18 protein-coding genes are annotated in these 25,307 nt (G+C 40.4%); 4 read left to right on the plus strand and 14 right to left on the minus strand.

The annotated features are described in order from the left end of the window. Window positions 1-11: 11 nt before the first annotated feature. The 7 genes from groL to R2Q84_RS13125 form a co-directional block, all read right to left on the minus strand. The gene (groL, locus tag R2Q84_RS13095; RefSeq protein ID WP_316816999.1) at window positions 12-1,652 is read right to left on the minus strand and encodes a chaperonin GroEL; all 1,641 of its coding nucleotides are present in this window, start codon (window positions 1,650-1,652) and stop codon (window positions 12-14) included. A 143-nt stretch (window positions 1,653-1,795) separates the two neighbouring features. Next, window positions 1,796-2,086: a co-chaperone GroES gene (gene groES / locus R2Q84_RS13100; protein ID WP_121269654.1), complete on the minus strand. Its 291-nt coding sequence runs from the start codon at window positions 2,084-2,086 to the stop codon at window positions 1,796-1,798. Between the two features lie 216 nt (window positions 2,087-2,302). Continuing rightward, window positions 2,303-2,650 carry a preprotein translocase subunit SecG gene (secG, locus tag R2Q84_RS13105; RefSeq protein ID WP_316817000.1) on the minus strand — a complete coding sequence of 116 codons (348 nt, stop codon included), beginning with the start codon at window positions 2,648-2,650 and terminating at the stop codon, window positions 2,303-2,305. Window positions 2,651-2,664: 14 nt separating this feature from the next. Continuing rightward, window positions 2,665-3,816 carry a hypothetical protein gene (locus R2Q84_RS13110; RefSeq protein ID WP_316817001.1) on the minus strand — a complete coding sequence of 384 codons (1,152 nt, stop codon included), beginning with the start codon at window positions 3,814-3,816 and terminating at the stop codon, window positions 2,665-2,667. A 33-nt stretch (window positions 3,817-3,849) separates the two neighbouring features. Next, window positions 3,850-4,350 (minus strand): LptE family protein, encoded by a 501-nt coding sequence (locus tag R2Q84_RS13115; RefSeq protein WP_316817002.1) that lies wholly within the window; start codon window positions 4,348-4,350, stop codon window positions 3,850-3,852. Window positions 4,351-4,352: 2 nt separating this feature from the next. Further along, window positions 4,353-5,585 (minus strand): sigma-54 dependent transcriptional regulator, encoded by a 1,233-nt coding sequence (locus tag R2Q84_RS13120; protein ID WP_316817003.1) that lies wholly within the window; start codon window positions 5,583-5,585, stop codon window positions 4,353-4,355. A 14-nt stretch (window positions 5,586-5,599) separates the two neighbouring features. After that, on the minus strand, window positions 5,600-7,156 hold the full coding sequence (locus R2Q84_RS13125; RefSeq protein ID WP_316817004.1) for a MiaB/RimO family radical SAM methylthiotransferase: 1,557 nt from the start codon (window positions 7,154-7,156) through the stop codon (window positions 5,600-5,602). Window positions 7,157-7,240: 84 nt separating this feature from the next. On the opposite strand from R2Q84_RS13125, the gene R2Q84_RS13130 reads away from it, so the two are divergent. Together R2Q84_RS13130 and R2Q84_RS13135 are read left to right on the plus strand one after the other, a co-directional pair. Next, window positions 7,241-9,085 carry a hypothetical protein gene (locus R2Q84_RS13130; protein ID WP_316817005.1) on the plus strand — a complete coding sequence of 615 codons (1,845 nt, stop codon included), beginning with the start codon at window positions 7,241-7,243 and terminating at the stop codon, window positions 9,083-9,085. A 53-nt stretch (window positions 9,086-9,138) separates the two neighbouring features. After that, complete coding sequence (locus R2Q84_RS13135; RefSeq protein WP_316817006.1) at window positions 9,139-10,932, plus strand: hypothetical protein; 1,794 nt, start codon at window positions 9,139-9,141, stop codon at window positions 10,930-10,932. Window positions 10,933-11,007: 75 nt separating this feature from the next. On the opposite strand, the gene R2Q84_RS13140 is transcribed toward R2Q84_RS13135, so the two are convergent. From R2Q84_RS13140 to R2Q84_RS13170, 7 genes are all read right to left on the minus strand, one after another. Further along, the gene (locus R2Q84_RS13140) at window positions 11,008-12,081 is read right to left on the minus strand and encodes a phytase (RefSeq protein ID WP_316817007.1); all 1,074 of its coding nucleotides are present in this window, start codon (window positions 12,079-12,081) and stop codon (window positions 11,008-11,010) included. Window positions 12,082-12,145: 64 nt separating this feature from the next. Then, on the minus strand, window positions 12,146-13,402 hold the full coding sequence (locus R2Q84_RS13145) for a right-handed parallel beta-helix repeat-containing protein (protein ID WP_316817008.1): 1,257 nt from the start codon (window positions 13,400-13,402) through the stop codon (window positions 12,146-12,148). A 33-nt stretch (window positions 13,403-13,435) separates the two neighbouring features. Next, window positions 13,436-16,204, minus strand: a complete 2,769-nt coding sequence (locus R2Q84_RS13150; RefSeq protein ID WP_316817009.1) for a TonB-dependent receptor — start codon at window positions 16,202-16,204, stop codon at window positions 13,436-13,438. Window positions 16,205-16,456: 252 nt separating this feature from the next. Next, complete coding sequence (locus R2Q84_RS13155; RefSeq protein WP_316817010.1) at window positions 16,457-17,893, minus strand: tetratricopeptide repeat protein; 1,437 nt, start codon at window positions 17,891-17,893, stop codon at window positions 16,457-16,459. A 284-nt stretch (window positions 17,894-18,177) separates the two neighbouring features. Next, window positions 18,178-20,295, minus strand: coding sequence for a DPP IV N-terminal domain-containing protein (locus R2Q84_RS13160; RefSeq protein ID WP_316817011.1), 2,118 nt, complete (start codon window positions 20,293-20,295; stop codon window positions 18,178-18,180). 87 nt (window positions 20,296-20,382) lie between these two features. After that, window positions 20,383-21,447 carry a branched-chain amino acid aminotransferase gene (locus R2Q84_RS13165; RefSeq protein ID WP_316817012.1) on the minus strand — a complete coding sequence of 355 codons (1,065 nt, stop codon included), beginning with the start codon at window positions 21,445-21,447 and terminating at the stop codon, window positions 20,383-20,385. A gap of 159 nt (window positions 21,448-21,606) precedes the next feature. Next, window positions 21,607-23,097 carry a hypothetical protein gene (locus R2Q84_RS13170; protein WP_316817013.1) on the minus strand — a complete coding sequence of 497 codons (1,491 nt, stop codon included), beginning with the start codon at window positions 23,095-23,097 and terminating at the stop codon, window positions 21,607-21,609. Window positions 23,098-23,289: 192 nt separating this feature from the next. Here R2Q84_RS13170 and rbsK point away from each other — a divergent pair, with 192 nt between their 5' ends. Together rbsK and R2Q84_RS13180 are read left to right on the plus strand one after the other, a co-directional pair. Continuing rightward, a complete protein-coding gene (gene rbsK / locus R2Q84_RS13175; RefSeq protein WP_316817014.1) occupies window positions 23,290-24,207 on the plus strand; it encodes a ribokinase in 918 nt (305 codons plus the stop codon). Window positions 24,208-24,254: 47 nt separating this feature from the next. Then, window positions 24,255-25,259 (plus strand): GRP family sugar transporter, encoded by a 1,005-nt coding sequence (locus R2Q84_RS13180; protein WP_316817015.1) that lies wholly within the window; start codon window positions 24,255-24,257, stop codon window positions 25,257-25,259. Window positions 25,260-25,307 lie beyond the last annotated feature (48 nt).

Genomic DNA, 25,307 nt, shown 5'->3' on the forward strand with positions numbered 1-25,307 from the left:
AGGGATATGGATTACATCATGCCACCCATGCCGCCGCCACCCATTGGAGGCATACCGCCACCAGCAGGAGCTTCTTCAGGATCGTCAGCCAATACAACTTCTGTTGTTAACAACATAGCTGCAATTGAAGCTGCGTTCTCTAATGCTACACGACCAACTTTAGTTGGATCGATAACACCAGCTGCAATTAAATTCTCATAAACATCAGTACGGGCATTGTAACCGAAGTCAGCTTTACCTTCTTTAACTTTTTGAACCACGATAGATCCTTCGATACCAGCATTCTGGCAGATCTGACGTAGAGGCTCTTCGATAGCGCGACGGATAATCTGGATACCAGTAGTCTCGTCATCGTTAGATCCTTTCATACCTTCTAATGCTTCGATAGCACGGATGAAAGCAACACCACCACCTGCAACGATACCTTCTTCAACAGCTGCACGAGTTGCATGTAAAGCATCATCAACACGGTCTTTTTTCTCTTTCATCTCTACTTCAGAAGCAGCACCAACGTAAAGAACTGCAACACCGCCAGCTAATTTAGCTAAACGCTCTTGTAATTTTTCTTTATCGTAATCAGATGTAGTAGTCTCAATTTGAGCTTTGATCTGGTTAACGCGTGCTTTGATGTCTTCAGACTGACCAGCACCATTGATGATAGTAGTATTGTCTTTATCAACAACAACTTTCTCAGCAGTACCTAAATAAGTAAGGTCAGCATTCTCTAATTTATAACCTCTTTCTTCAGAAATTACAGTACCACCAGTTAAGATAGCGATGTCTTCTAACATTGCTTTACGACGGTCACCAAAACCTGGAGCTTTAACAGCAACAACTTTCAGTGAGCCACGGATTTTGTTAACTACTAAAGTAGCTAATGCTTCACCGTCTAAATCTTCAGCAATGATCAATAAAGGCTTACCAGTTTGAACTTGTTTTTCCAAAACAGGTAATAATTCTTTCATGTTGCTGATCTTTTTGTCATAGATCAAAATGTAAGGGTTTTCTAATTCCGCTTCCATTTTATCAGCATTGGTTACAAAGTATGGAGATAAGTAACCACGGTCAAATTGCATACCTTCAACTGTTTTAACTTCAGTTTCAGTACCTTTTGCTTCTTCAACAGTAATTACACCATCTTTACCAACTTTACCCATTGCTTCTGCAATTAAAGCACCAATAACCTCGTCATTGTTAGCTGAAATAGAAGCTACCTGTTTGATTTTGTTATTGTCTTCACCTACAGTTTGTGATTGAGCTCTTAAGTTTTCAACGATTGCAGTAACAGCTTTGTCGATACCGCGTTTCAAATCCATTGGATTTGCACCAGCAGCAACGTTTTTAATACCAGCAGTAACAATTGCCTGAGCCAATACAGTTGCAGTTGTAGTTCCGTCTCCTGCGATATCTGCAGTTTTAGAAGCTACTTCTTTAACCATTTGAGCACCCATGTTCTCAATTGGGTCTTTCAACTCAATTTCTTTAGCTACAGTTACACCATCTTTAGTAATTGCTGGTGAACCAAATTTCTTGTCGATAATTACGTTACGTCCTTTTGGACCTAAAGTTACTTTTACTGCATTAGCCAAAGTATCAACACCTCTTTTCAGGGCGTCACGGGCTTCTACATTATATTTTACTTGTTTTGCCATTGTTTTTTAATAGTAAGTATCTGTTGATATACGTCAGAAACTGAAGGCATATCTTACCGATACTGTGGTTTACTGATTAATTTATTTTGTTTTTTTAGCTGAATGACCCGATAGGATCACGTCAATCATTTAATATCTGTGTACTAAGAAAGTACAGCGTAGATATCGCTTTCGCGCATGATCAAATAGTCTTTACCATCAATAGGAAGCTCTGTGCCACCATATTTACCATAAAGAACAACATCGCCTACTTTAACTGTTGGTTTTTTACCTTCTGAATCTTCGTCTGAAACGGATACAACAGTTCCTTTGGATGGTTTTTCTTTTGCAGTGTCAGGAATATAGATTCCAGATGCCGTCTTTTCTTCTGCCGCAGCAGGCTCAACAATAACTCTGTTTGCAGAACCTGAAATGGGTTTAAGGTTTAAAGCCATAACTTGATATTAATTTATTTTTTTAGTTAAAATTTAAAATCGTATTTATCTACGCGTACTTTTTATATCAGTTTTTATGCCAATGCTTGTATGCTTGACAAATTTGCACAGGCTTGTCAGCTATACGTTTTTAAGAAGTGTTTTCGTGTCAGAGTGGCAGAAACAAAAAAGCCTGATATGATTTCATACCAGGCTTTATAAATTGAACTTGCGTCCTTATTTCTTTGTTGTGTCCGTTGCTGCTGGAGCTGGAGCAGCCGGAGCTGTGTTACCACCAATTGGAGACGGAGTAGGAGTTTTGTCTAAATGCTCCTGAATTTTTGAAGCCTCACCAGCAGAAGAACCACCAGATTTAGCAATGGTTGTGATAGATAAAGTAAGCACTACTACCAGTGTTAACAATACCCAGGTGCCTTTTTCAAGAACATCGCCTGTGCGTTGAACGCCGAACATATTGCTGCCAGAACCACCAGTAGCTAAACCACCACCTTTAGGGTTTTGTATCAAAACAAACAGGCCTAAAGCAACGCAAACAATGATCAATAAAATAATTAAAAAAAGCATAGTATGTTATATTATTAAATTTTCTTTTCTATAGATTGGATAAGGTCGGCAAAGTAACGGCTTTTTTCTGGAAACTTCAAACTTAATTTTTCATAAGTCTCTATAGCCTTGTCGTAAAGCATTTGCTCGATGTAAATTTTAGCTAAGGTTTCAGAGACAAGATCATTGTGATCTTCCGCACTCTTCTTCGCCTTATTCTCGTTGTCTATCTGCTCAGGCTTTGGCGGACTGATCTGTGGATCTTTCTTAATGAAGTTCTCTATGATCTCGTCGCCCTTAGTCGGGTTTCTGAAGCTTTCTGTAGTATACCCTTCTTCCTCATCACCATTAAAAGGACTCTGTAAGTGGAATATATGCTCTACATACTGATGCTGTAACTCGCCAGGCCGCTGTGTAACATTAGTTTTAGGGGCTTCTTGCTGAGCAGTTCTTTTTGGCGCAGCATAAGGCTGGAATATTTGTTGATGTTCTTTCCTTGTCTTAGCCAGCCACCATAAAAAAGTATAAGGAAGCTGGTCGTCATCATATTTACTGATAACAATGGGCTCTTCCTGTTTTTTTGGCGGTTCCGGGGCGGGAGAGGGGATAAAATCAGGCTGTTCCTGATCTGGAATCACCGTCTCTGCAATAAAGCTATCCTGGAAGGCAAAGAAATCGGCAGATACGATGCTCTCTCTAACCATTTCATCAACCTCTTCATCTGGAGATAAAGTTTCAGGATCGTTAATGCGCTCCTCAGACCTGTAACTATTGATATCAACTTCCGCAATTTCTTCGAAAACCTCCTGTTCATCATTGTCGGCCAGTTTTTCTGACAATGGCTCAGCCGGAACTTCATCTATTGTTGCTACTTCAATAGGATCTGGCTGATGGTTGGTTTGTACAGCTGAAAGGTGAATAACGTTAAATTCTGTTTTAACCTGGTCATCTTCCTGATGCAGAAAATGATGAAGCAGTTGCCCATTGGTATGTAATGCAGCAGTTGCCAGGTTGTTATTTTGCTCGGGCGACTCTAGCGTTGCTTTGGCAATTAAAAGGTGTAATGGCTGAAAATAAGGATAAAGCAAAGCTAAATCTTTTAACACAGGAGCATTTTCCTTGGTTACACTTTCAGGCTTTGAAAGCCATCCCGCCAGTTGTTGTTTTATGTCTAGTTCCTGCTCCACGGTGCTAAGTTAATAATTGATCTCTACTTTAGCCTACCATTGTGCAAAAGCTCTGTTAAAAATATCTTCTGTAAGCTGTGCAGTAACATCTTTAATCAACCCTTGCTCCATCGCTTGTACACTACCAGTTAGCTTAAACACTTTATAACGTGAAAAGGATTCTTCAAAATCCTGCTTTGGGTTCAGGGTGTTCGTATATTTTACTCTGATAGAAATGGTCAGTCTGTTGGCTCCGGCAATAGGATTCCTGTTGTCCTCTATGGCTTCAGGGGTAATGCTGTAACCGGTAATATTTCCAGAAAAAACACCTTGAGGGTCATTTTGCGTAATCGCAAGGCTCGTCTGGTTTCTGATCCTTGTCTTTAGCTCTTCTGTAAATTGGGAACTTAAGTAAGGTACTACCAGGGGTGCATTGTTTTCAAAGACCTGTACATTCACGGTCTTCATCTCAGGAGGGATAGAAGCACCATTTAAGGCGATTTTACACCCGCTCAGCGTAAAAAACAAAACACACAGTATAGATAGCTTTTTCATTTTTAATTTAAGTTCAGTTCTTTAATCTTTCTGTAAAGGGTCCTTTCCGAAATGCCCAATTCCTGAGCCGCAAATTTACGTTTGCCTTTGTGCTTTTTTAAAGCTTTTTTAATCAGGTCAGACTCTTTATCCACCAGTGAAAGTGATTCTTCAATTTCCTCCGCATCCTGCGTGTAATTGTAATCAACAGGTGAATTTTGAGACGGATTTTTAATGGTCAGTGTAGCGTCGTTTCCCATTGGCAGATCTACATCCTGATAAAGTTGGTTGATATAATGCGGATTATCTGCCATAATATGAGCGGTGTTGCCCCCACTCTGAATAATTTCAGCAACCAGTTTTTTTAACTCCATCATGTCCTTTTTCATATCAAAAAGAACTTTATAGAGGATATCACGTTCCGTAAAATCTTCTTTATTGGAACCATTAATCGCCATAGGCAAATTGCTGGCACTTTCGTTCGGAATATAATTCAGTAATGCCGTGGCACTAACATTTCTTTCTTTTTCCAGCACACATATCTGCTCAGCAATATTTTTTAACTGCCTCACATTTCCAGGCCAGCTGTAATTGCTCAGGATCTGTATCGCATCAGGTTCTAATTGTATACCCGGACTTCTGTATTTATCGCTAAAGTCGGCAGAGAATTTTCTGAACAACAGGTAAATATCTTCTTTGCGCTCATGAAGTGCCGGGATGCGCAAAGGCACAGTGTTTAATCTGTAGTAAAGGTCTTCACGGAATTTGCCCGATTTTACCCTGTTGTATACGTCAACATTGGTTGCCGCAATAATCCTTACATCTGTTTTCTGAACTTTTGAAGATCCTACGCGCAGGTATTCACCACTTTCCAGTATCCTTAGTAAGCGGGCCTGTGTACCTAAAGGTAGTTCAGCTACTTCATCTAAAAATATAGTACCCCCATTTGCTACTTCAAAATAACCTTTACGGGCTTCATGTGCACCTGTAAACGAGCCTTTCTCATGTCCGAATAATTCTGAATCAATTGTGCCTTCCGGAATTGCACCACAGTTTACCGCAATAAATGCACCATGTTTGCGGGTACTCATTTGATGAATAATGTGTGAGAAAACTTCTTTACCACTACCACTTTCACCGGTAATTAATACGGACATATCGGTTGGTGCAACCTGTCTGGCTATATCTATCGCACGGTTTAGTAGCGGAGAGCCTCCTATAATTCCAAAGCGGTTTTTAATATCTTGTATATCCATTTATGTCTCTTCGTCTAGAATTTTAATTCTGCATCGTTGACTACCTTTCCAATTAAAGTGGCCGATGTACAATTTTCTATATAAACATACGCGTAGTCTCCTGGTTTTACATGATCTGTAACGGGGAAAACTACCATTGCATTTTCATCGTTCCGGCCTCGGTATTCTTTGTCGGATTTTTTAGAATAACCTTCAATTAATACTTTAACGGTTTTTCCTACAAATTCTTCTAAGCAAGCTAAAGAATCTTCCTGCTGTTTTTTGAATATTTCAGCCAGGCGACGTGCTTTGACATCTTCTGGTACGTCATCTTTATATTTACGGGCTGCCAGTGTACCTGGACGTTCGGAATAAGAGAATGTGTAAGCAAAATTGTATCTCGCATAATCCATAATACTCAAAGTGTCCTGGTGCTCTTCTTCAGTTTCTGTACAGAAGCCAGCGATGATATCAGCAGAGATGGCACAGCCGGGAATGATCCGTCGAACAGCATCAATCCTTTCCATATACCACTCACGTGTATAGGTACGGTTCATTAACGCAAGAATCCTTGAATTGCCTGATTGTACAGGCAGGTGGATGTAATTGCAAATGTTATCGTATTTCTTTATCGTATACAATACCTCATCTGTGATGTCTTTCGGATGTGATGTAGAAAAGCGTATCCTTAATTCCGGGCTGATTTCAGCCACCATCGATAAGAGTTTTGAAAAGTTTACGTCTGCATTTCCCAACCCGGCTTTTAAACGATGCGCAGGCAATTCGCTTTCTTTGCTTAAAGCATCCAGTAACGCGTCACCTGTAAGGGTATTCATGTCATCGGTCAGGTCATTATTTTTTGGACTGTCGCCTTTTGAATGACTCCATTGATAAGAATCAACATTTTGGCCCAGCAAGGTTACTTCTCTGTAGCCTCTGTCAAACAGATCTTTTGCTTCAGCAAGTATAGAGAACGGGTCGCGGCTTCTTTCACGGCCCCTTGTAAAAGGTACTACGCAGAAAGAGCACATGTTGTCGCAGCCCCTCATGATAGAAATGAAAGCTGTAATACCGTTTCCATTTAATCGGACCGGACTAATATCTGCGTAAGTTTCTTCGCGCGACAACAATACATTGATAGCTTTTTGTCCACTTTCTACTTCGCTTATCAATTGCGGAAGTTCACGGTAAGCATCTGGTCCTACAACTACATCAACCAATTTCTCTTCTTCAAGGAATTTTGATTTCAGACGTTCAGCCATGCAGCCAAGAACCCCTACAATTAATTTAGGGTTTCTGCGTTTTTCTACACCAAATTGTGATAATCTGTTTCTTACTCGCTGTTCCGCATTTTCACGGATAGAGCAGGTGTTTATAAATACCACATCAGCTTCTTTGTAATCGCCGGTAGTTTCAAAACCCTGGTCAAGTAAAATAGAAGCAACAATTTCGCTATCTGCGAAGTTCATCTGGCAACCATAGCTTTCAATATACAGTTTCCGTCCATTACGCACTAAAGGTGCATCAATAACCAAAGCCTCTCCCTGGCGCTCTTCATCGTGTGTTTTATCTGTCAGCTGTAAATCAATCATAAATGGTTAACATTATTATGGGCACCAAAAATACGGAATTTAATTTACAAATGACAGATTGGCAGAAAACGAAATGAAGTTCTTGTGACAATATTCAAATGTGGCGTTGAAATTGTTAGGGATATTGATATGCAGATGTTTGTTTACAAGAATGAATCAGGCAAGTATAGGCTCAGAAAATGGGTGATTGCTCTTTTAATGCTCTTAATTATTGGTATTACAGGTGTTTTGGTGCTTATGGCAAGATGGAAGCCCATAATCTCCAAAAAACTGAAAGATGGGGTATATAATCGCTCTTTCCAATTATATAAACTTGATTTTAGCGATATGAGCGTTAATCTTTTAACAGGAAGTATCGCCCTGCATGAGGTGTCTTTAATTCCAGACACTGCGGTTTACAATAATCTAAAAACCTTAAGAGTTGCACCCGCAAATATCTTCGGAGTAAAATTAAAGAAACTAGAACTAAATAGGGTTGCGTTACTGAGGGCTTATTTTAAAAGAGAAATAGAAGCCAAGTCGATCATTTTAGATAATCCATCGATCAATATGACCCATTACACGGTTAAGAAACTTCCGAAGGAAATGATGGAAGACAAAACTTTGTACCAACTGATTTCTAATCGGATCGGGTCTATTGATATTAAAACCATTAAAATTATTGATGCTGATTTTGATTATATCAACGGGGATAATTCAAGAAAACTACATGCAATAAAGCATTTGAGTATCAATGTGAACGATTTTCTGATGGATTCAGTTTCGCAATTCGATACTACAAGATATTATTATGCCAGGGATATAGGGTTTGAATTGACCGGTTATAAGTCCGTTAGTAAGGATAAAATGTATACCATGAAAGTGGATACGATAAAAGGTTCGGCCCTGGGTAAATCGATAGACATTACCGGGCTACAAATGATTCCGATGTATCCTGATCTGGAATTTTCTCGTAAGCATACTTACGGAAAGGACCGGTACGACCTTAAATTTAACCGTATTAGTTTGTCTGGTGTAGATTTTGCCTTGTTTGATGCAAAAGGGGAATTGTATGCTAATGCCTTAACATTAGGCCCGGCAAAAGTAAATATCTTTGTAAACAGGGAACTTCCACCTCCACCTAATTTCGATAAAGTAAGGAATTTTCCGCATGTTGCTTTAAAGCGGCTGGAGATACCCGCTATAGTTGATACCGTGAAATTAAATAATATTGATGTGGCCTATACGGAGTATAATCCGATTAGCCAGAAAAGAGGTACAGTTTATTTTCAAAACTTAAGTGGAAACATCCTTAATGTAACTAATGATTCCACACAACTTGCAAAAAATAACCATGCTGTAGCTAACCTTTCGGCGTTGGTGATGAAAACCAGTCGTATCAATGTGCAAATAGATTTTAACCTTACGGATAAAAACGCCGCTTTCAGTTATAATGGAAATGTAGCACCAATGAACATGCAGGTTTTAAATCCTATGGCCAAAAATATGGGACTTGTGGAAATTGAAAGTGGTCAAATGCAGAAAGCAACGTTCAATATCAACGCTAACGCCAAAGGTTCGCAGGGCTCTGTTCATTTTTACTATACTGATCTTAAAATCAAATTACTGAAGGAAGGGGAAGAGGGCATGGCACCCAAAAAGAAAGGGTTTTTGTCTTTCCTAGCAAATAAGCTGTTAATTGAGGATGCCAATCCAACGAAAGGGAAACCTGCCAGATCTGCAAATGTGACTTTTGAAAGGACACCGGCGGCATCATTCTTTAGCCTGATGTGGAAGAGCGTGTTTATTGGTATGCGCGAAACTGTGGGACTTGGTGCTGTGCCAGTGAAAACTCCGGAAGAGGCCATGGAAAAAGTAAAGAGTAAGAAAGAAGAACGGCAACAGAAACGCGAGGACAGGAAGAAAGAACAGGAAAAGGAACAAGGATAATCCTTGCTCCTTATTCCATTATGTGTATATTAGGCTAAACTACATTATAGCCTATGGCGGTGGAAGCTGGGAAAAAATACATGATTTTAAAATGGTTTGGAGCAGGCTTGTTGTTTGTAGCACTACTATTGACCGGATTAACCTTGTACCTGGGCACTAAGCTTAAACCCATTGTTAGAAAAGAACTACAGGAGTTTGTTTTAAAAACCACAGATAGTCTGTATCATATAGAATTCTCTTCAGTTAGCGTCAATGTACTTACCGGTATCTCTTCTTTAAGTGATGTTAGCATTGTCCCGGATACGATGGTCTATAACCGAATGATTGTCACTAAACATGCGCCTAATAACCTGTATCATATTAAGCTTAAAAAATTGGCTATCCGGCATTTTCATCCCTGGCGTTTATGGCGCCATAAACGGTTAAATGTTGAGCTCCTGTTATTTGATAACCCTTGTGTTGTAATGACTAACAGACAGTTTGATTTTAACGATGTGCAGCAACCTAATCCTAAAAAATCTCCCTATGATTACATTTCAAAATTCCTTAAAGAACTACGTATTCACACGATAGATTTTAAAAATGTCAGCTTTAAATATATCAACAACAATAATCCTGGAAAGCCGGATATTGACTCTATTGCTAATTTAAATATAACACTTAAAGATTGGCTCATTGATTCGCAATCGGACACTGATAGCAGCAGGATTTATCTGTTAAAGGATGTGGTGATTAACCTCAATAATTATAATTACGCAACTTCAGATAGCTTATATAACATCAGGCTTAATCAACTTGATTTCGCAGCGTCGTCTGGAAAATTAAATATCAAAAGCTTTAACGTGGAGCCACGGTATAGCGAGCGTGAGTTTGGTAATATTTTGGGCTATGCTAAAGACAGATATAGCATACAAATGAGTGATATTGACCTTACAGGTATCAATTTGCGATTGTATATCTTAAAAAAGGAGCTGTTTGCCAAAGAAATGAATATTGCTAACGGATCCTTAGCCGTTGTAAACAACAATACCCTTCCTAAAAAGATCGAAAACAAAACCGGGCAATATCCTCATCAACAGCTTCAAAATGCAAAAAATAAACTGAGTATAGAAAAGCTCAATTTAAAAAATATTGACATTAGTTATGCCGAATTTGATAAGGAAGGGAAGCATAAGGGGATCATTACATTTGAACGCACTTTTGGAACAATTTCTAATGTGACCAATGTGGAGAAGGCTAAGGCCAAGAATCATTTTATGGAGGCTGATCTAACCTCTTATGTAATGGGCTCCGGTAAGCTGGATGTGGACTTTAAATTTGATCTTAGGGCTAAGGATGGTGCTTTTTCTTATTCCGGTGCATTGGTTGATATGGAAGGAAGAGCATTGAATCGCATTACGAAGCCTTTGGGGATGGTAAAAGTGAACAGTGGACATTTTGATAAGCTGGCATTTGATATTCAGGCTAATGATCGTCTGGCTACTGGTAAAGTGAGTTTTGCATATAGGGATCTTTCGGTGGCGCTGATGAAAAAAATGAAAGGTGAAGATCGTCTGGTAAAGCAAGGCTTGATTTCCTTTTTAGCTAATGCATTGATTATTAATTCCGATAATCCAAATGCCCAGGGTGTATTTATTACTGCACCTGTCGCGCGTAAACGCGTAGAAACTGCCTCGTTTTTTAATTTTATATGGAAAACGCTATTTGATGGGGTAAAATACAGCGTAGGATTAACTCCTCAGAAAGAAAGGGAGATAAAAGCAAAGATTGCTAAGTTTGAAAGGTTAAAGGCAGACCGGCAGGAACGGATTAAACGAAGAGAAAAACGCTCTATGAGCAGACATTAAAGAGCAAGGATAAGGGAGTAAAGACCAGACGCCTAATGTCTTTACTCCCTTATCCTTGCTCTTTAATCCTTACTGTTATTTATTTACCTTTAACAAGGCTCCGGCGATATCTTCCCAACGATAAAGCTGAAAGGTTTTATCGTCACTCATAGCCACAAAAATACCATGTTTGAAATCACCGTTAAGGGCTTTTGAATGGATGTCAGAACCATCACTGTTGTTTGTAGAAACAGGGATACTGGTGATTAGCTTGTGTTGGTGTGGGTTTTGGTTAGTGCCTTCGCGACTAAATACCTGGAACTGATTGGCTGACTGATCTGAGACCAGTATATAGCCTGTGCTATCAGATGTTTTGTAGATGCTGATTCCTTCATTATCTTCTTTAAACCCTGGGGTTTCAAACAAAGCCAGTTCCTGATTTCCCTTTGCCGGATCGGCATAATACTTCCTTACACCAAACTGTTCGTCAGAATAATAAATATAACCCAGTTCATTATCTACCGCTATGGCCTCGATTTCTTTTTTACCACTGTACTTGCCAAACTTTCTTACCAAAGTAGCTTTAAGTTTTCCAGTACCATCATCTTCCAGTAAGTATTGCCATAAATAACTACCGTCTGTAGGCCCTGTCTTACGACCGGCAATGGCATAGATCTGGCCTTGTGGGGCTGTATATAAGGCTACGCCCATCAGGTCCCTGTACATTTCTCCGCGCTCTCCTTCAAAAACCGGCAAACCTCCATTGTCAATGGGCTGCATGTCTGGTATGGAGAATACCCTAAGCTTGTGCGTCATCCGTTCGGTAGCTACAGCAATATCAACCTTTTGGCCACCAAGTTTAAGACCATAAGCAATGTCTACATTGTTTGGACGTTTTAGTCCTTTAACTGTTTTTTCTTTGATGATTTTTCCCTGTAAGTCAAAAACGTATAGTCCACCGTTTTCATCTTTGTCGGTTCCGATGATTAATGATTTAGAGCTATCGGCAGGATTTACCCAGATGGCAGGATCATCAGAGTCAAATTGTACAGGTTCGGAAACATAAAGCGGTTTAACCGGGGCTGTATTTGTAGTTTGTTTTTGGCTGCAAGCCGCGACTAAGAATAATATAGACGACGCAAGGTAAAACGTTGAGATGGTTTTATTCATTGATATTGATTTTGTGGGTTGCTGATCAACCTGTTGTTGAAGCAACCTGATAATTGATTTTTGTTTAGTTGCCAGTGCCGAAAGCGCCGATATAGCTTGATGGATCTGGTGATTTATAAGTAATTCCGTTAAGGACCAGTCCCGCAGTATGTAGTGGTTTAATGTCCGTTTTACCCTTTCCAATTGCAGGAGAACCGGATTGCAAATGGAAATCCCAGGTTGTGTTGAATATGGCGTTGTTGACGTCTGTATTGGTCGGGTAGTTTACGAACTTAGGCTCATTCTCGCCTGCAGTCTTGCCGATGATATCGTTTGTGCCGGCTATCACTTCTGCAGTTGGCTGAAACTGGTTTACAGTAGTTTGATTATATCCATAATAGTAATTGTTGCTGAATATAGATCTGGCATCTTCCTTGGCTTTGGTATCACGCTTGATGCCAAATCGGGTGTTGACGAACATATTGTTAAATATGCTGACTCTCACTGTGGCTTCAACCCATATCGATCCTCCTTTTGCAGTTGGCCTGCGCCATCCGGTGTTGACAAATGTATTATTATAGGCTATAATGTAGGCTTGAGGATCTCTGTCACCACTATTAGATAGTTTTAATGCATTGGTATTTGTGCTGTATACTAAATTATTGGCTACATCGGCAAGACATCCTGACTTGAAGTTAATGGCTTCGCCACCGGTTAAACCTGTAGTATAAAACTGGTTATTGGAGAAGATAATCTTTCCACCTTCAATATAGGTACAGTCTTCCTGTAAGTTCCTGAAAATGCTGTTCGTTACAACCAGCTTCCCTTTTACGTTGGCAAACCATAATGCGGGGAGGTTTTCGCCTGCTTTTCCTTTGTACAATTTTTGTTTTACAGATGTCGAGGCATCGGAAGTTGTTGCTCCGGCATACTCAATAATGGTATGGTTAAGCAACAGTTCATTACAGCTTGGGGCAGCTAAAATCCCGCCCCATAAACGTCCGAATTTGTTTTCCTCAGTTCTTAGGCTTTCGTCAACGGTGAATTTGATAGGGAATGCAGGGCTTCCTTCGGCATAAAGGTTTCCTTTTACAACAATTTCTGGTTTAGCTACCGCATCCATAATCACGGTTACGCCTTCTTCAATGGTCAGCGATTGTCCTTCAGGAATGATGATGTCTCCATTAATGTGCTGCACACTTCCTCTTTTCCATATTCCTGAAACTTCGCCTATAGCAGATCCGTTGCCTGTATCTGGATCGACATCTATATTTGCCTTTTCACAGCTGATAAGAACAGCCATGAATAGGACAAGGCAGGTAAACATTTGTTTTGCTTTCATTTTTTGTCTTTTATGATGAATGATCAAAATGGTTTATAGTTTATAGCGTACGCCTAATAAATAGGTTTGTTTATAGTAGTCGTTGCGGACCAGGGTTTTGTTATCAAATTGTGTCGCATTGGCATCATTAGGATTCGTTCCTTTGATGAACAGCTTTAATGGCGTGTTCAGGAGGTTTCCTCCTTTAATAAAAATGCTGAGGTTATTTTTGAACCTCTTTTCTGCGGATACATCCATCTGAACGAACCCCTGCTGCCATAAATCGTTGTCCAGGAACTGGGATATGGTATTGATACGAGGCCCTGTGTAAGCTGCGGCGAGTTGGGCATCAAAGCCTTTTTTCCCACCTTCTTTGTAAAGTATTGAGATGTTTCCAATATGTTCAGATTGTCCATATAGTGGTCTGCTTTGCTCAACAGACATGGGTTTTAAATCTCCGTTGCTATCTCTGTACCTTGAGCTTTTTGTTGTGGTGATCCTGGAGTGTGTATAGGTGTAGTTGGCTTTAATTCCAAACTTGTGTATGAACTTGATGTAATCAATTTCCAATCCGTAGTTGCGTGCATTTCCGAAGTTACCTGGTAAGTAGTAAGTATCCTGCGGACGTGTTGGATCGGCCTGAATACTGTATTCGATAGGGTTCTTTATTTTTTTATAAAAAGCACCTGCAAGTAGCTGATCATTTCCATCAGGAAATAGTTCATAGCGCAGGTCAAAGTTGTCGGCCGTGGCACGTTTTAAATCCGGGTTCCCTTTTTCCTTGTAGTCATCCTGGATTAAGCCTGTTCCTGGAATGATTTCGTAAAAACCCGGACGGTTTAGGGAGCGGTAGTAAGACGCGCGTAATTGTTGCTTATCTGCCAGTTTATACTTCAGGTTTAAGCTGGGCAGGTAGTCTGTGTAAACCTGAGATCCTACAGGGCGCAGTTCTGCTGCAGGGAAAAGCATTTTGTAACGCTGGTCAGTATGTTCTATACGAAGACCTCCCACCACCTGGAAGTTTTCTGCATTTAAAGTCACCATGCCATATCCGGCAGCCATTTTCTCTGATGCATCGTAGGTTAAAGCATTGTCAACTGATCCGGTAGGGTTTTTTATGGTCCAGTTAATTTCTGTATACTTGTTGAAATCCCTGCCATATAATGCCTCTGGATTGCTGGAAGTCAGTACATATTGGTTGTAAAAGCTGCTGCGTTGCTTATCGCGGTATAAACCACCTGCATTAAATTCAACTTTTGCACCTGAAATCATCGTATTGTAGCTAAGGTCTACATAGCCGGCTTTGTCTTCCTCTGTATTGCGCTCCCAGCGGCGTGTGTAGGCATCTCCGATGGCTGGGGCATATGTACGACGATCCATGAAGTTTTCGCGCACGCCCAGAATATTGATATTGTTCTGGTCAGGTACGTCGTTTTTTGCTGAGGAGTAAACCGCTGACCATTGAAGTTTTAATTTTTCAGGAATTAACTGGTGATTTCCCTGCAAGGTGCTGTTGTAGATCTGTTGTTCTGTTAAACGTGTGCGGGTGGCATAATTGAGTTTGGCATTCCCTTGTTCAGGCTCGTACTCGCTTGTGAAATCAACTAATTTTGAATCACGGAGTTGCAGACTGTTTAAATCGACGTATACATTATATAAACTCAGCTTGTGATTTTTATTAAATACGTAGTCTAATTTCGCATGGGCACCGTAGCGTTTTAGCTGCTCAGAATATTGTCTTTCATCCTCCTTTATTACCGAACTAACTTTATCTGTTGATACAACCTGAGTGGTGTAAAAAGTACTGTTACTTCCTCTGTAGTTGTTCTGGTAGCTTCCGGCAATCAGAACTCCTAATTTATCATTGAAATAACGGTTGCCTATTGAGATTCCACCTACTAGGTTTGGTGCCGGATGTTTTGTCGTATAATCTACCGTTCCTTTAGTGAAATCTGAGGTGGTCGCATTGTAATTCTTACCATTGATTTCATAAGGAGATTTGTGATTGATACCGGAGGCATCAAAACTCATGAAATCCCTATCTATAAATAGCTGACTGTAACCGGCTGCCAGGTTTGCATTAATCTGCAACTTTTCAGGGGCATCTTTCATCACCATATTCACTACTCCGCCAATTGCGTCACCTTCCATGTTTGGTGTTAGCGTTTTGTAGACTTCCAGTCTTTCTAACAATTCGGAAGGGAAGATATCCAATGGAACATAGCGGTATTTGTTGTCTGGACTTGGTATTTTTACCCCGTTAACCAATGTGTAGTTGTACCTTTTATCCATTCCCCGCATAATTGCATATTGCCCGTCGCCACTGCTGCTTCTTTCTATAGATATGCCCGAAACACGTTGGATAACGTTTGCAACAGTTAAGTCGGGAGATACTTCAATCGCACGGCCCGATACTACATTGACCAGCTGTAAAGACTTTTGTTCAATCCGCCGGGCTGCTTTTTCTGTAGATCCATCACCTTTGCTGGAGATGATGACTTCGCTGAGGTCTTTATCTTTGCTTTCCGATAAATAGACTTTTAAGGTAGGATTGTCTTCTTTTGAGATGATGATTTGTTGGGATAGCGCTTTGTACATTAAATAGGTGACTTTTAAGGTAAAAGATCCTGCAGGTGGATGCTTAATCTCAAAAGACCCATCCAACCCTGTTAATACAGCTTTGTCGGTTTGTTCCAAACGTACAGATGCGCCTGGAATGGCTTCACCTGTTTTCTGGTCGTAAACATAGCCCTTCAAGCTTGTTGCGCTTGCAGTGGTAATGCTTATTAATAGGCATAAAAGAACTTGTAAAGTTGACTTCATTTTGCGAATAATTTTGTTTGTGTTTTTAAACTATGCTGCAAATGTGTAAAGCTCAACATAGACCTCTAAATTTTGTCCGTGTACAAAATGTATACAGCGTTACAAAGGCTATATACAGAACGTATACAGCGTATACGGTTGTTGGCTATTCTATTGTTTTTTAGTGATTTATATGTAACTGAAATCGCCATTATCATTAGGTTAGCGTAATATTAACAATCTGTTAAGCATATGAAATCTGTACTTTTGGGCTTATAGAGTCTGGATGAATGTGCTAAGGTTTTCACCTTGTGGGATGTCTAATTTCTTTCTTAGCCGGTACCGTGCAACTCGTAAACTGTCCTGAGAAATGCCAAAAAGAGTAGCCATATCCTTTGAGTTTAAATTCATCTTAATAAGGGCAACCAGGCGCAGGTCGCTGGCCGTTAAATCCTCACTGTATTTTTTTAAGTTGTCAAAAAATGTATGATGGATCTGCTCAAATAAACTGCTAAATTCTTTCCAGTGTTTATCACGTCCGGTACTTTGGTTAATCTTAGTAACAAGTTGCTGTAGTTTTTTTTTGTGATCTCTCTTATCATCTTTGGCCATGTCTTCCAGCTCCGTCCGCAACTCTTCTAAAAATTGATTGTACTGTATAGCATGAAGCGTGTTGCTGGTTAATTCTTTGCTTTTGAGTTCAAGTTCGGCCTCTATAGCATCCTTTTGGGCAAGGAAAAGTGCATGGTTCTGCTCATTCAACTGCTGTTCATTTTTAATTTTAAGCCGTTGTCTGCTAATGATGCTGGCAGCCAGTAATGCCAATAAAATAACGATAAGTACTGTCGCAGAAATGATAAACTGGTTGGCTTTTTTCTCTTTTTCAAAGTCTGTAATAGCGCTGTCCTTTTGCTGTATTTCGAATAAGGTTTGCAATAAGGTCAGTTGCTTGTTGGTGTCTTCTGTGAAGATGCTTAAGAAGATATTTCGGCCCAGCTCACTATAATGATAGGCACTATCATACCTTTTCATCAGGTCAAAGTTTTTGGAAAGATCGCGGTACGCGCTACTCAGCTGATATTGGTCGTTCATTTCAAGCGCCATCTGTCCAGCTTTACGCGTATAATTTAGCGCTTCTTCATACTTCCCTGTTTTTCTGTAAACATCTCCGATGTTATTGATGATTTCTATTTGAGCAAGATCACTGGCATTTGCCTTGTTTAAGTTTAAGGCAAGCGTATAATATTTTAAGGCGGAGTCCATCTTTGAAACGTCTTCATAAATGCTGCCCAGGTTTTCATAGATCTTGGCAATGCCTGTTTTGTCCTTCATCTTATGAAATTCCCTGAGCGCGAGTTGCTGGTATTTCATTGCCTGCGGATATTTTCCGCTTTTCTCATGGGTTTGTCCAATCAGTCCGTATGACTTAGCAATGCCTTTGGGGTTACTAAGCCTTTTATATAATGCTAATGCTTCCTGGAACTTACTTAACGATATTGCGTACTGCTTACTATAATAAAAAGCCTCTCCGGTTTTATTCAAAGTGTTTGCCAGGTTCGCAAGATCATTACTTTTCCTAAAGATGTGATCCGCTTTGTAATAGTAATCAACCGCTTGAGGATAGGCTGCCTGACGATAAAATATGTCTGCCAGATACAGATAGTAGGTTGCAGCAGATATAGAATCATTTCTGGCGAGAACCTTGTTCAAGGAATTTTTAATCTTTATAAACGCAGTGTTGGGTTGCGTTTTGATTAATGAGTCTATCTCGCTTTTATCAATAATCTGCGCGTGTAAAACAGGGCAGCAACAAATGATATAAAGTAAGGATAGGGACATTCTTTTTAGAATGCGTTGCAGGTTTGTCTTTTTCACGCTTTAAAAGTAAAGCATGCAGTGTTATCAGGGTGTTAAATCAGGGGGAGGGGATTGGTAGGAGTAAAGAGCAAGGATGAAGACATTGGGCGTTAGTTTTTCATCCTTGCTCTATATTGCTACAGCAGTTCTGCAGGTGCTGGTTTATCCAGCAGGTTCTGGTAATAAAATCTAAAGCGTTCCGCTCTGTCATGAGGTGTTTTTACACCGCCCCAGCCATGTCGGCCGCCAGGATAAATCATCAGTTCAAAATGTTTGTTGGCGTCTTGAAGTTTGTCGACCAGCTGGATTGTATTCTGCATATGAACGTTGTCATCCATATCGCCATGCATAATGCGTAAAAGCCCTTTATAGTTGTTTACGTAAGTTAGTACTGATCCGGCTTTATAACCTTCAGGGTTTTCCTGGGGAGTATCCATAAAACGCTCTGTGTAATGCGTATCATATAATTCCCAGCTGGTAACCGGTGCACCAGCGTAGCCGAAGTCAAAGTCGTCCGCCCCCATGGTTAATGCCATGCAAGTCATGTAACCGCCATAGCTATGTCCGGTGATGAGCAGTTTTTTGTTATTTACCCATGGCTTGGCTTTTAACCATCGCGCGGCAGTAGTATAATCTTTCATTTCCCACTTGCCCAGGTTGCGGTGCATTAATGCCACGCCTGCCTTGCCAAATTGTCCTGATGAGCGGTGGTCTACGCTAATTTGGATAATGCCCTCATTCGCCCACCATTGGTTGCCTACACCTTTCCAGGTGTTGGTCACATTACCGGCATTGGGACCACCATAAATACTCATAACTACCGGATACTTTTTGTTTTGATCAAAGTTTGTCGGATAAGTAATTACTGCTGGCAGGTTATATCCATCGTCAGTAGGAATAGTGATCATTTCAGTTTTGCCAAAAGCATATTGATTAAAATCGGGTGATTTACTATCACCAAGTTCTTTGATGATTTTTCCCGTGCGGTCTAACAGAGTTTGTTTTTGTGGTGTAGAGACATTGGAATAGCTCGTAATAAAGTAAAGGGCATTTGGTGATAATTGTACCTGATGGGTATAATCACCAAAAGTTAGGCGTTTTAAATTCTTGCCATTGTAATCTACCCGGTAAAGGTCGGTACGGGTTGAAGCCTCTTTGCGCGCCATAAAATAGACAGTTTTGTTCTTTTCATCCACGTGCATGAGGTTCGTTACCTGCCAGTTGCCACTGGTTATTGGGTTGATTAGTTTCCCTTCTAAAGTATACAGGTAAAAATGTGCCCAGCCTGTTTTATCGCTTTTAAGGATATAATGCTTTTTGTCCTTTAGGTATTCAATTCGGCCATCGTAATCCAGATCGACCCATGAGGATTGTTTTTCATCGTAGATTTCTTTTTTACTGCCATTATTAGGGTTTACCGAATAAAATTTAAGGTTGTCTTGCCCGCGGTTCATCCATTGTACCATTAAATTGCTGCCGTCATAGCTCCAGTAAGGCGTTCCAAAGTATTGATCGTCCTTTTCATTAAAATCTGCCCATACTACCGGGCCTCCGCTCGTTTTTACAAAGCCGACTTTTACCTCGGGATTTGCATCCCCTGCTTTTGGGTAACGTGTTTTCTCAACATAACCATGCTGACCCGTTGAACCATTAATTGGGAACATTGGTACCTTTGTATCGTCAAAACGCATAAAAGCGAGGTGTTTACTATCTGGTGCCCACCAGAATGCGCGGTAATTGGTGGAGCGTCCTAAGATTTCTTCATAGTAAACCCATGATGACCATCCGTTGTAGATCACGTCTGTCGCATCATTGGTATATCTGATTTCTTTTCCACTTTCAGTATCCACTGCAAAAAGATCATTATTGCGGGTGAAAGCAACATATTTGCCATCTGGTGATAAGGTAGGGTTCTTCTCTTCGTCCTTGTTATTCGTTAAACGCTTAGGTTCATCTTTTCCATAGCGGATATAGATATCGTTCCCTTCTGTAAATACATTTACATTACTTTGTGGAGGAGGGGTATAAGCGGTTTTAGCTCCGGATTTTATATCTACAGCATACATTTTCCGGTCTTTGCTGTCCATTTCAATATAATGGTTGTCATCACTCCAGCCAGCAATCATGCTTATTGGCCTGGTTAATGAGGGCTGCCCTCTAAATATTTGTTGCTGGTTAAGCGTTTTAAGCTGTGCGTGTGATGGCATGCTGAAAAGCAATGCACCCGCCAGGCTCAGAATTAAGGTTGGTTTCATTGAAATAATGTGGTTAGTTTATGATTTTGCAATAAAAAGGCGCCCTTATTAAGGGGCGCCTATATGCAGTTTTTTAAAATTTATTATTTACAATACCCAGTTCCATTCAAACTCATCCGGAATTAGTCCGTAACGGATGTCGTTCAATGTTTTGGCTATACCTGCAGAAATTGTACGTGTTGCAGGATCTGTTAAGGTATATGTTTTACCCTGGTATCCGATTACTCCGATTGGTGTAACGGTTGCTGCGGTACCGGCTGCAAATGCATCGGTAAGGCTTCCATTTTCAATACCTTCGATGATTTCCTGTACACTGATGCGTCTTTCTTCAACTTCAATACCTGCTTTTTTAGCTAGCTGGATAATTGTATCACGGGTTACACCATCTAAAACCGTACTTCTTACTGAAGGTGTTACCAGTTTACCATTGATAACGAAGATTAAGTTGGCAGTTCCTGCTTCTTCAATATATTCATGCGTTGCAGCATCCGTCCAGATCAACTGATCAAAGCCTTCTTTTTGTGCTTCAGCGAATGGGAATAGAGAACGCGCATAGTTTCCAGCAGTTTTGGCATAACCAACACCTCCATCATCAGCACGTGTATATTCTGTTTCGATCTTAACTTTTAATGCTTTGCTGTAATAAGGACCGGTAGGTGTAGTCAATAAAGCAAAAATATATTTGTCAGACGGCTTAACACCCAGGTAAGGATCTGTTGCAAACATTACCGGACGGATGTATAAAGAATAATCCTCTTGTGCTGGTACCCATTTCTCGTCGATATCAATTAACGCAGCAATACCCTGCATAAAAATTTCTTTAGATATAGCTGGCATAGACATACGTGCTGCCGACTTATTGAAACGCTCAAAGTTTTTCTCTGGTCTGAATACACTGATTTTGCCGTTAGCCTGGCGATATGCTTTCATCCCCTCAAAAATAGCTTGTCCATAATGTAAAGCCGAAATTGCCGGGCTCATTGGAATCGGACCGTAAGGCAGGACCTGCAGGTTAGACCATTGGCCGTTATCATATTCCGCAATAAACATATGGTCAGAAAATACTTTCCCAAAAGGTAACTGAGAGAAATCAGTTACAGTAAGCCTGCTGTTTTCAGCTTTAGTGATTGTTATATCAAGTGTATCATTCATTGTAGTAGTAATTACTTACTGCAAATTTAACAAAAAATGCCTTTGCAGTGGTCTTTATTTTTGAGATAATTTATCTTTGAGCCTCATTTTTAAGTGTTTTCAGGAGGCTAGGCCATCTTTTTATGAAAAGCCTTGTTTGTTTGAGTTGAAGTTCGTGTATTACTTTGTCTTATATTTTTGTTCAATCCACTGGCAGAAGTTAAAATACTTCAGTAGTTGTTGTTCATATTTATCCGCCATTACTGCCGCTGTTTGTGGTTCTACTTTCTTCCACAGGAGTTTCTTTTTAACAGGGCTGCAGCGTTTGGGGTCTATTGCAATAAGGTTAAAAGTCAGTTTTTCAATCAGTAAGCTCTTGCCGTGTTTGCGGAAAGTACGCTTGTAGGCCCTGATCTCATAATTCAGATAATCTATATTATCCAATTCGAGATGAATGATAATGTGTAATAATCTGCAGGCCTTGTTTACTTCAAGCCCATTGATGTTTTTGCCCGCATCGATCGCATAGCCAATAAGTTTATTTGCCTTCTGATATTGTCCGGTATGAAAAAAGGCAATTCCCGCGAAAAATAATATTTCGATGTGCTTCTCATAGTTGGCAATGCCATCCTTTTGATTCAGATAAGGTTTTATGGTGTCGAAAAAATGTATGGCTTCCAGGTTTTGTCCTTTCCCAACAAGCATGTTTAACCGGTATAGATGCACAGTTTGTGTGGCTACGCTGTTAAAATGCTCCGGATAATTTCTTTCTGCCAGCTGCGCTGTTTTTTCAATGAAGTAATCCATCTCTTTAAAGTAGGCAATGTTACGCAGACTATCTAAAATCCCATCAAGAGCAGAAAGGTAATCATAGGGTGGGTAATCCCACATAGGTTCATTTGCCTGGATCAATGCATTCAGTTCCTTAAATACTTTTAAGGCTGATTTGTATTCACCTGTATGCATAAAAAAGAAGGACTGAAAAAGCAGGTGAAGTTTTTTAGGTTCAAAGTCCTGTTTGCCTCTGCGTGTGATGAGGCTGAGTTCACTTAACACAAGGTCATTCAGCTTTTTTTTGTCTTTTTCAGACAGGATGCCACTGGAGTAAGTTAAGCGATAGCTGAGCAGTTCGTATAGGGAATAATGTTCATGTATCTGGCGTAAATTAAGCAGGCTTTGCCTGGATTGCATTTGAAGTGTCACCAGGTCTTGTTCGCCAAGGCCCTGGAAGCCGGTATCTGCAATCTGGGTTAGTTTCATCCTTGCAGCGAGGTAATGCACCAGGTGATCCTGACTTTCTTCAGCTATTTTTTGAGTTTTTTTTAATTCTTTAAGTGCCTGTTCCGGTAGCGAACGTTCGAAACAAAGCCGGGCTTTCATTAAACTATAGTGTCTGGCAAACCATTTATCCTGGTCTACGCGTACCTGCAAAAGCATATCGGTAAGTACCTGATATAGGTACCGGACCGTGTTTTCATATGATTTTTCGGGATACTTTTTGTTAAAGGCCTCTTCGGGCGACATTTTACTGGAGATGGTATGATTACTAATGAGCTCGAACAAGATGAGGTAATCGCTGGCACTGCCGTGTTTGTTGCAGTAAGACCTGAAACTTTTTTTCTCGGATGCCGATAAAGACTTCACCAGTTTCTCCAATTCGTGCTTTAACATGTCTGTGTTTGGTTAATTTTTATTGAAAATAATTTTATTTTATAATGTTGATTTAAAGGTTGTTATGGTAATTTATTTTCAATGTATGGTTTGTTGGGATTCATAAAACTAAAAAAAAGTGGTCAATTATCAATATACAATCGTATTATCTTAGAATTAATAAAACAAAACCAAATATTTTAACCATTAATAATGACAGGGAAAATTATTGTAACAGGCAGTATGAATATGGATATGGTTGTAAAAACCAGCCATATTCCCCAGCCGGGAGAAACTGTATTAGGCGGAACATTTTTCATGAATCCGGGGGGCAAGGGTGCTAATCAAGCTGTGGCCGTGGCGCGTTTAGGCGGAGAAGTAGCTTTTATAGGTAAGATTGGTGATGATATTTTTGGTAAACAGTCTTCACAACTTTTTGATGAAGAAGGTGTAGACACCTTAGGTATATTATCTGATGCGGAGAACCCTTCTGGAATTGCGCTGATCACTGTAGATCAGTTGGGAGAGAATAGTATAGTAGTTGCACCGGGCGCTAACGCCAATCTTGAACCCGACGATGTGGAGCAGGCGTTTAGCTTATATCCTGATGGGAAGATCTTATTGATCCAGCTGGAGATTCCCATGCGTACTGTAGAATTTGCAGCGCGTTATGCGCAGGGCAAAGGTATGACAGTGATCCTTAATCCTGCTCCGGCAAATGATTTGATCCCTGAGTTATTCAGCCTGATAGATATTATTACACCGAATGTAAATGAGGCTGAGGTACTGTCGGGTGTAAAAATTACGGATATCACAAGTGCAAAAGAGGCGGCGGAAAGCCTGCATAAACAAGGCGTGAAAAATGTGATTATTACCCTTGGAAAACTTGGTGCGGCGTTATTGGAAGAAGGGGTTTTTTATCATATTCCTGCACCAGAAGTTGAAACCGTAGATACTACCGCGGCAGGTGACGTTTTTAATGGGGCACTGGCGGTGGCGGTGGCTGAAGGGCGATCGTTAAAAGACGCTGCATCATTTGCTTGTAGAGCTGCAGCAATAGCAGTAACCAGGCTTGGCGCACAATCATCCATCCCGTATCGCAATGAAGTGCTGTTTAGCAGCATGGCCTAAAAAGCAAATAAAAGTTAAAACCAAATATATACTAAACCTTACTTATTATGTTCATCGTAGAAAACTATGCAGTGGCCGTTGCCTGCTGCTTCATTACCATGCTTTGCTGGGGCTCCTGGGCCAATACGCAAAAGCTGGTACAAAAAGAATGGCGTTTTGAACTTTTTTACTGGGATTATGTGTTAGGCATTTTTCTGTTTGCCCTGCTGGGGGCATTTACCATGGGAAGCTTTGGTGAATCTGGAAGGCCTTTTATGGAAGACCTGATGCAAACAGATGGTAAAAACTTACTCAGTGCATTTATTGGTGGTATTGTTTTTAACCTCGCTAACATTTTACTCACAGCTGCTATTGCAGGTGCAGGTATGGCAGTTGCATTTCCTGTTGGAATCGGGCTCGCATTAGTGATTGGGGTGTTAATCAATTATATGATGCTCAGCAAAGGCGATCCGGTGCTGTTATTTGCAGGGGTTTTCTTAGTAACGATCGCTATCATCATCAATGCAATCGCCTATAAAAAACATGCGGGTACAACCAGCAAAAAAGGTGTGGGTAAGTGGATTGTGGTATCTATCGTAGCTGGTATCCTGATGTCTACTTTTTATCCTTTTATCGCTGCAGGTATGGATCTGGAGAATTTTGTAACTCCTGCAAGTGGTAAAATGACACCTTATACAGCTTTCGTCATCTTCGCCGCAGGTATTGTAGTCAGCAACCTGGTATTTAATACTGTGTTGATGAAAAGACCGCTTGAGGGGAGCCCGCTTAAATACTCCGAGTACTTCAGTGGCCGGTCCGGACTCCACATTGTTGGTGTACTTGGCGGCTGTATATGGGGACTTGGAAACCTGTTTAATCTACTTGCTGCAGGCAAAGCCGGGCCGGCTATATCTTATGGCCTTGGACAAGGTGCCACACTGATCGCGGCACTATGGGGCGTCCTGATATGGAAAGAATTCAAAGGAAGTTCAACCAGTGTGGGCTATCTGATTGTGACCATGTTCCTGCTTTTTGTAGCGGGACTCGGGTTGGTCATTGCTGCCGGAAACTAAACTGCTCTACAATATTGACATGCTAAAATTATTGTAAACCAAAAAACC

This window comes from Pedobacter nyackensis (assembly GCF_032678475.1).
GTDB lineage: Bacteria > Bacteroidota > Bacteroidia > Sphingobacteriales > Sphingobacteriaceae > Pedobacter > Pedobacter nyackensis_A.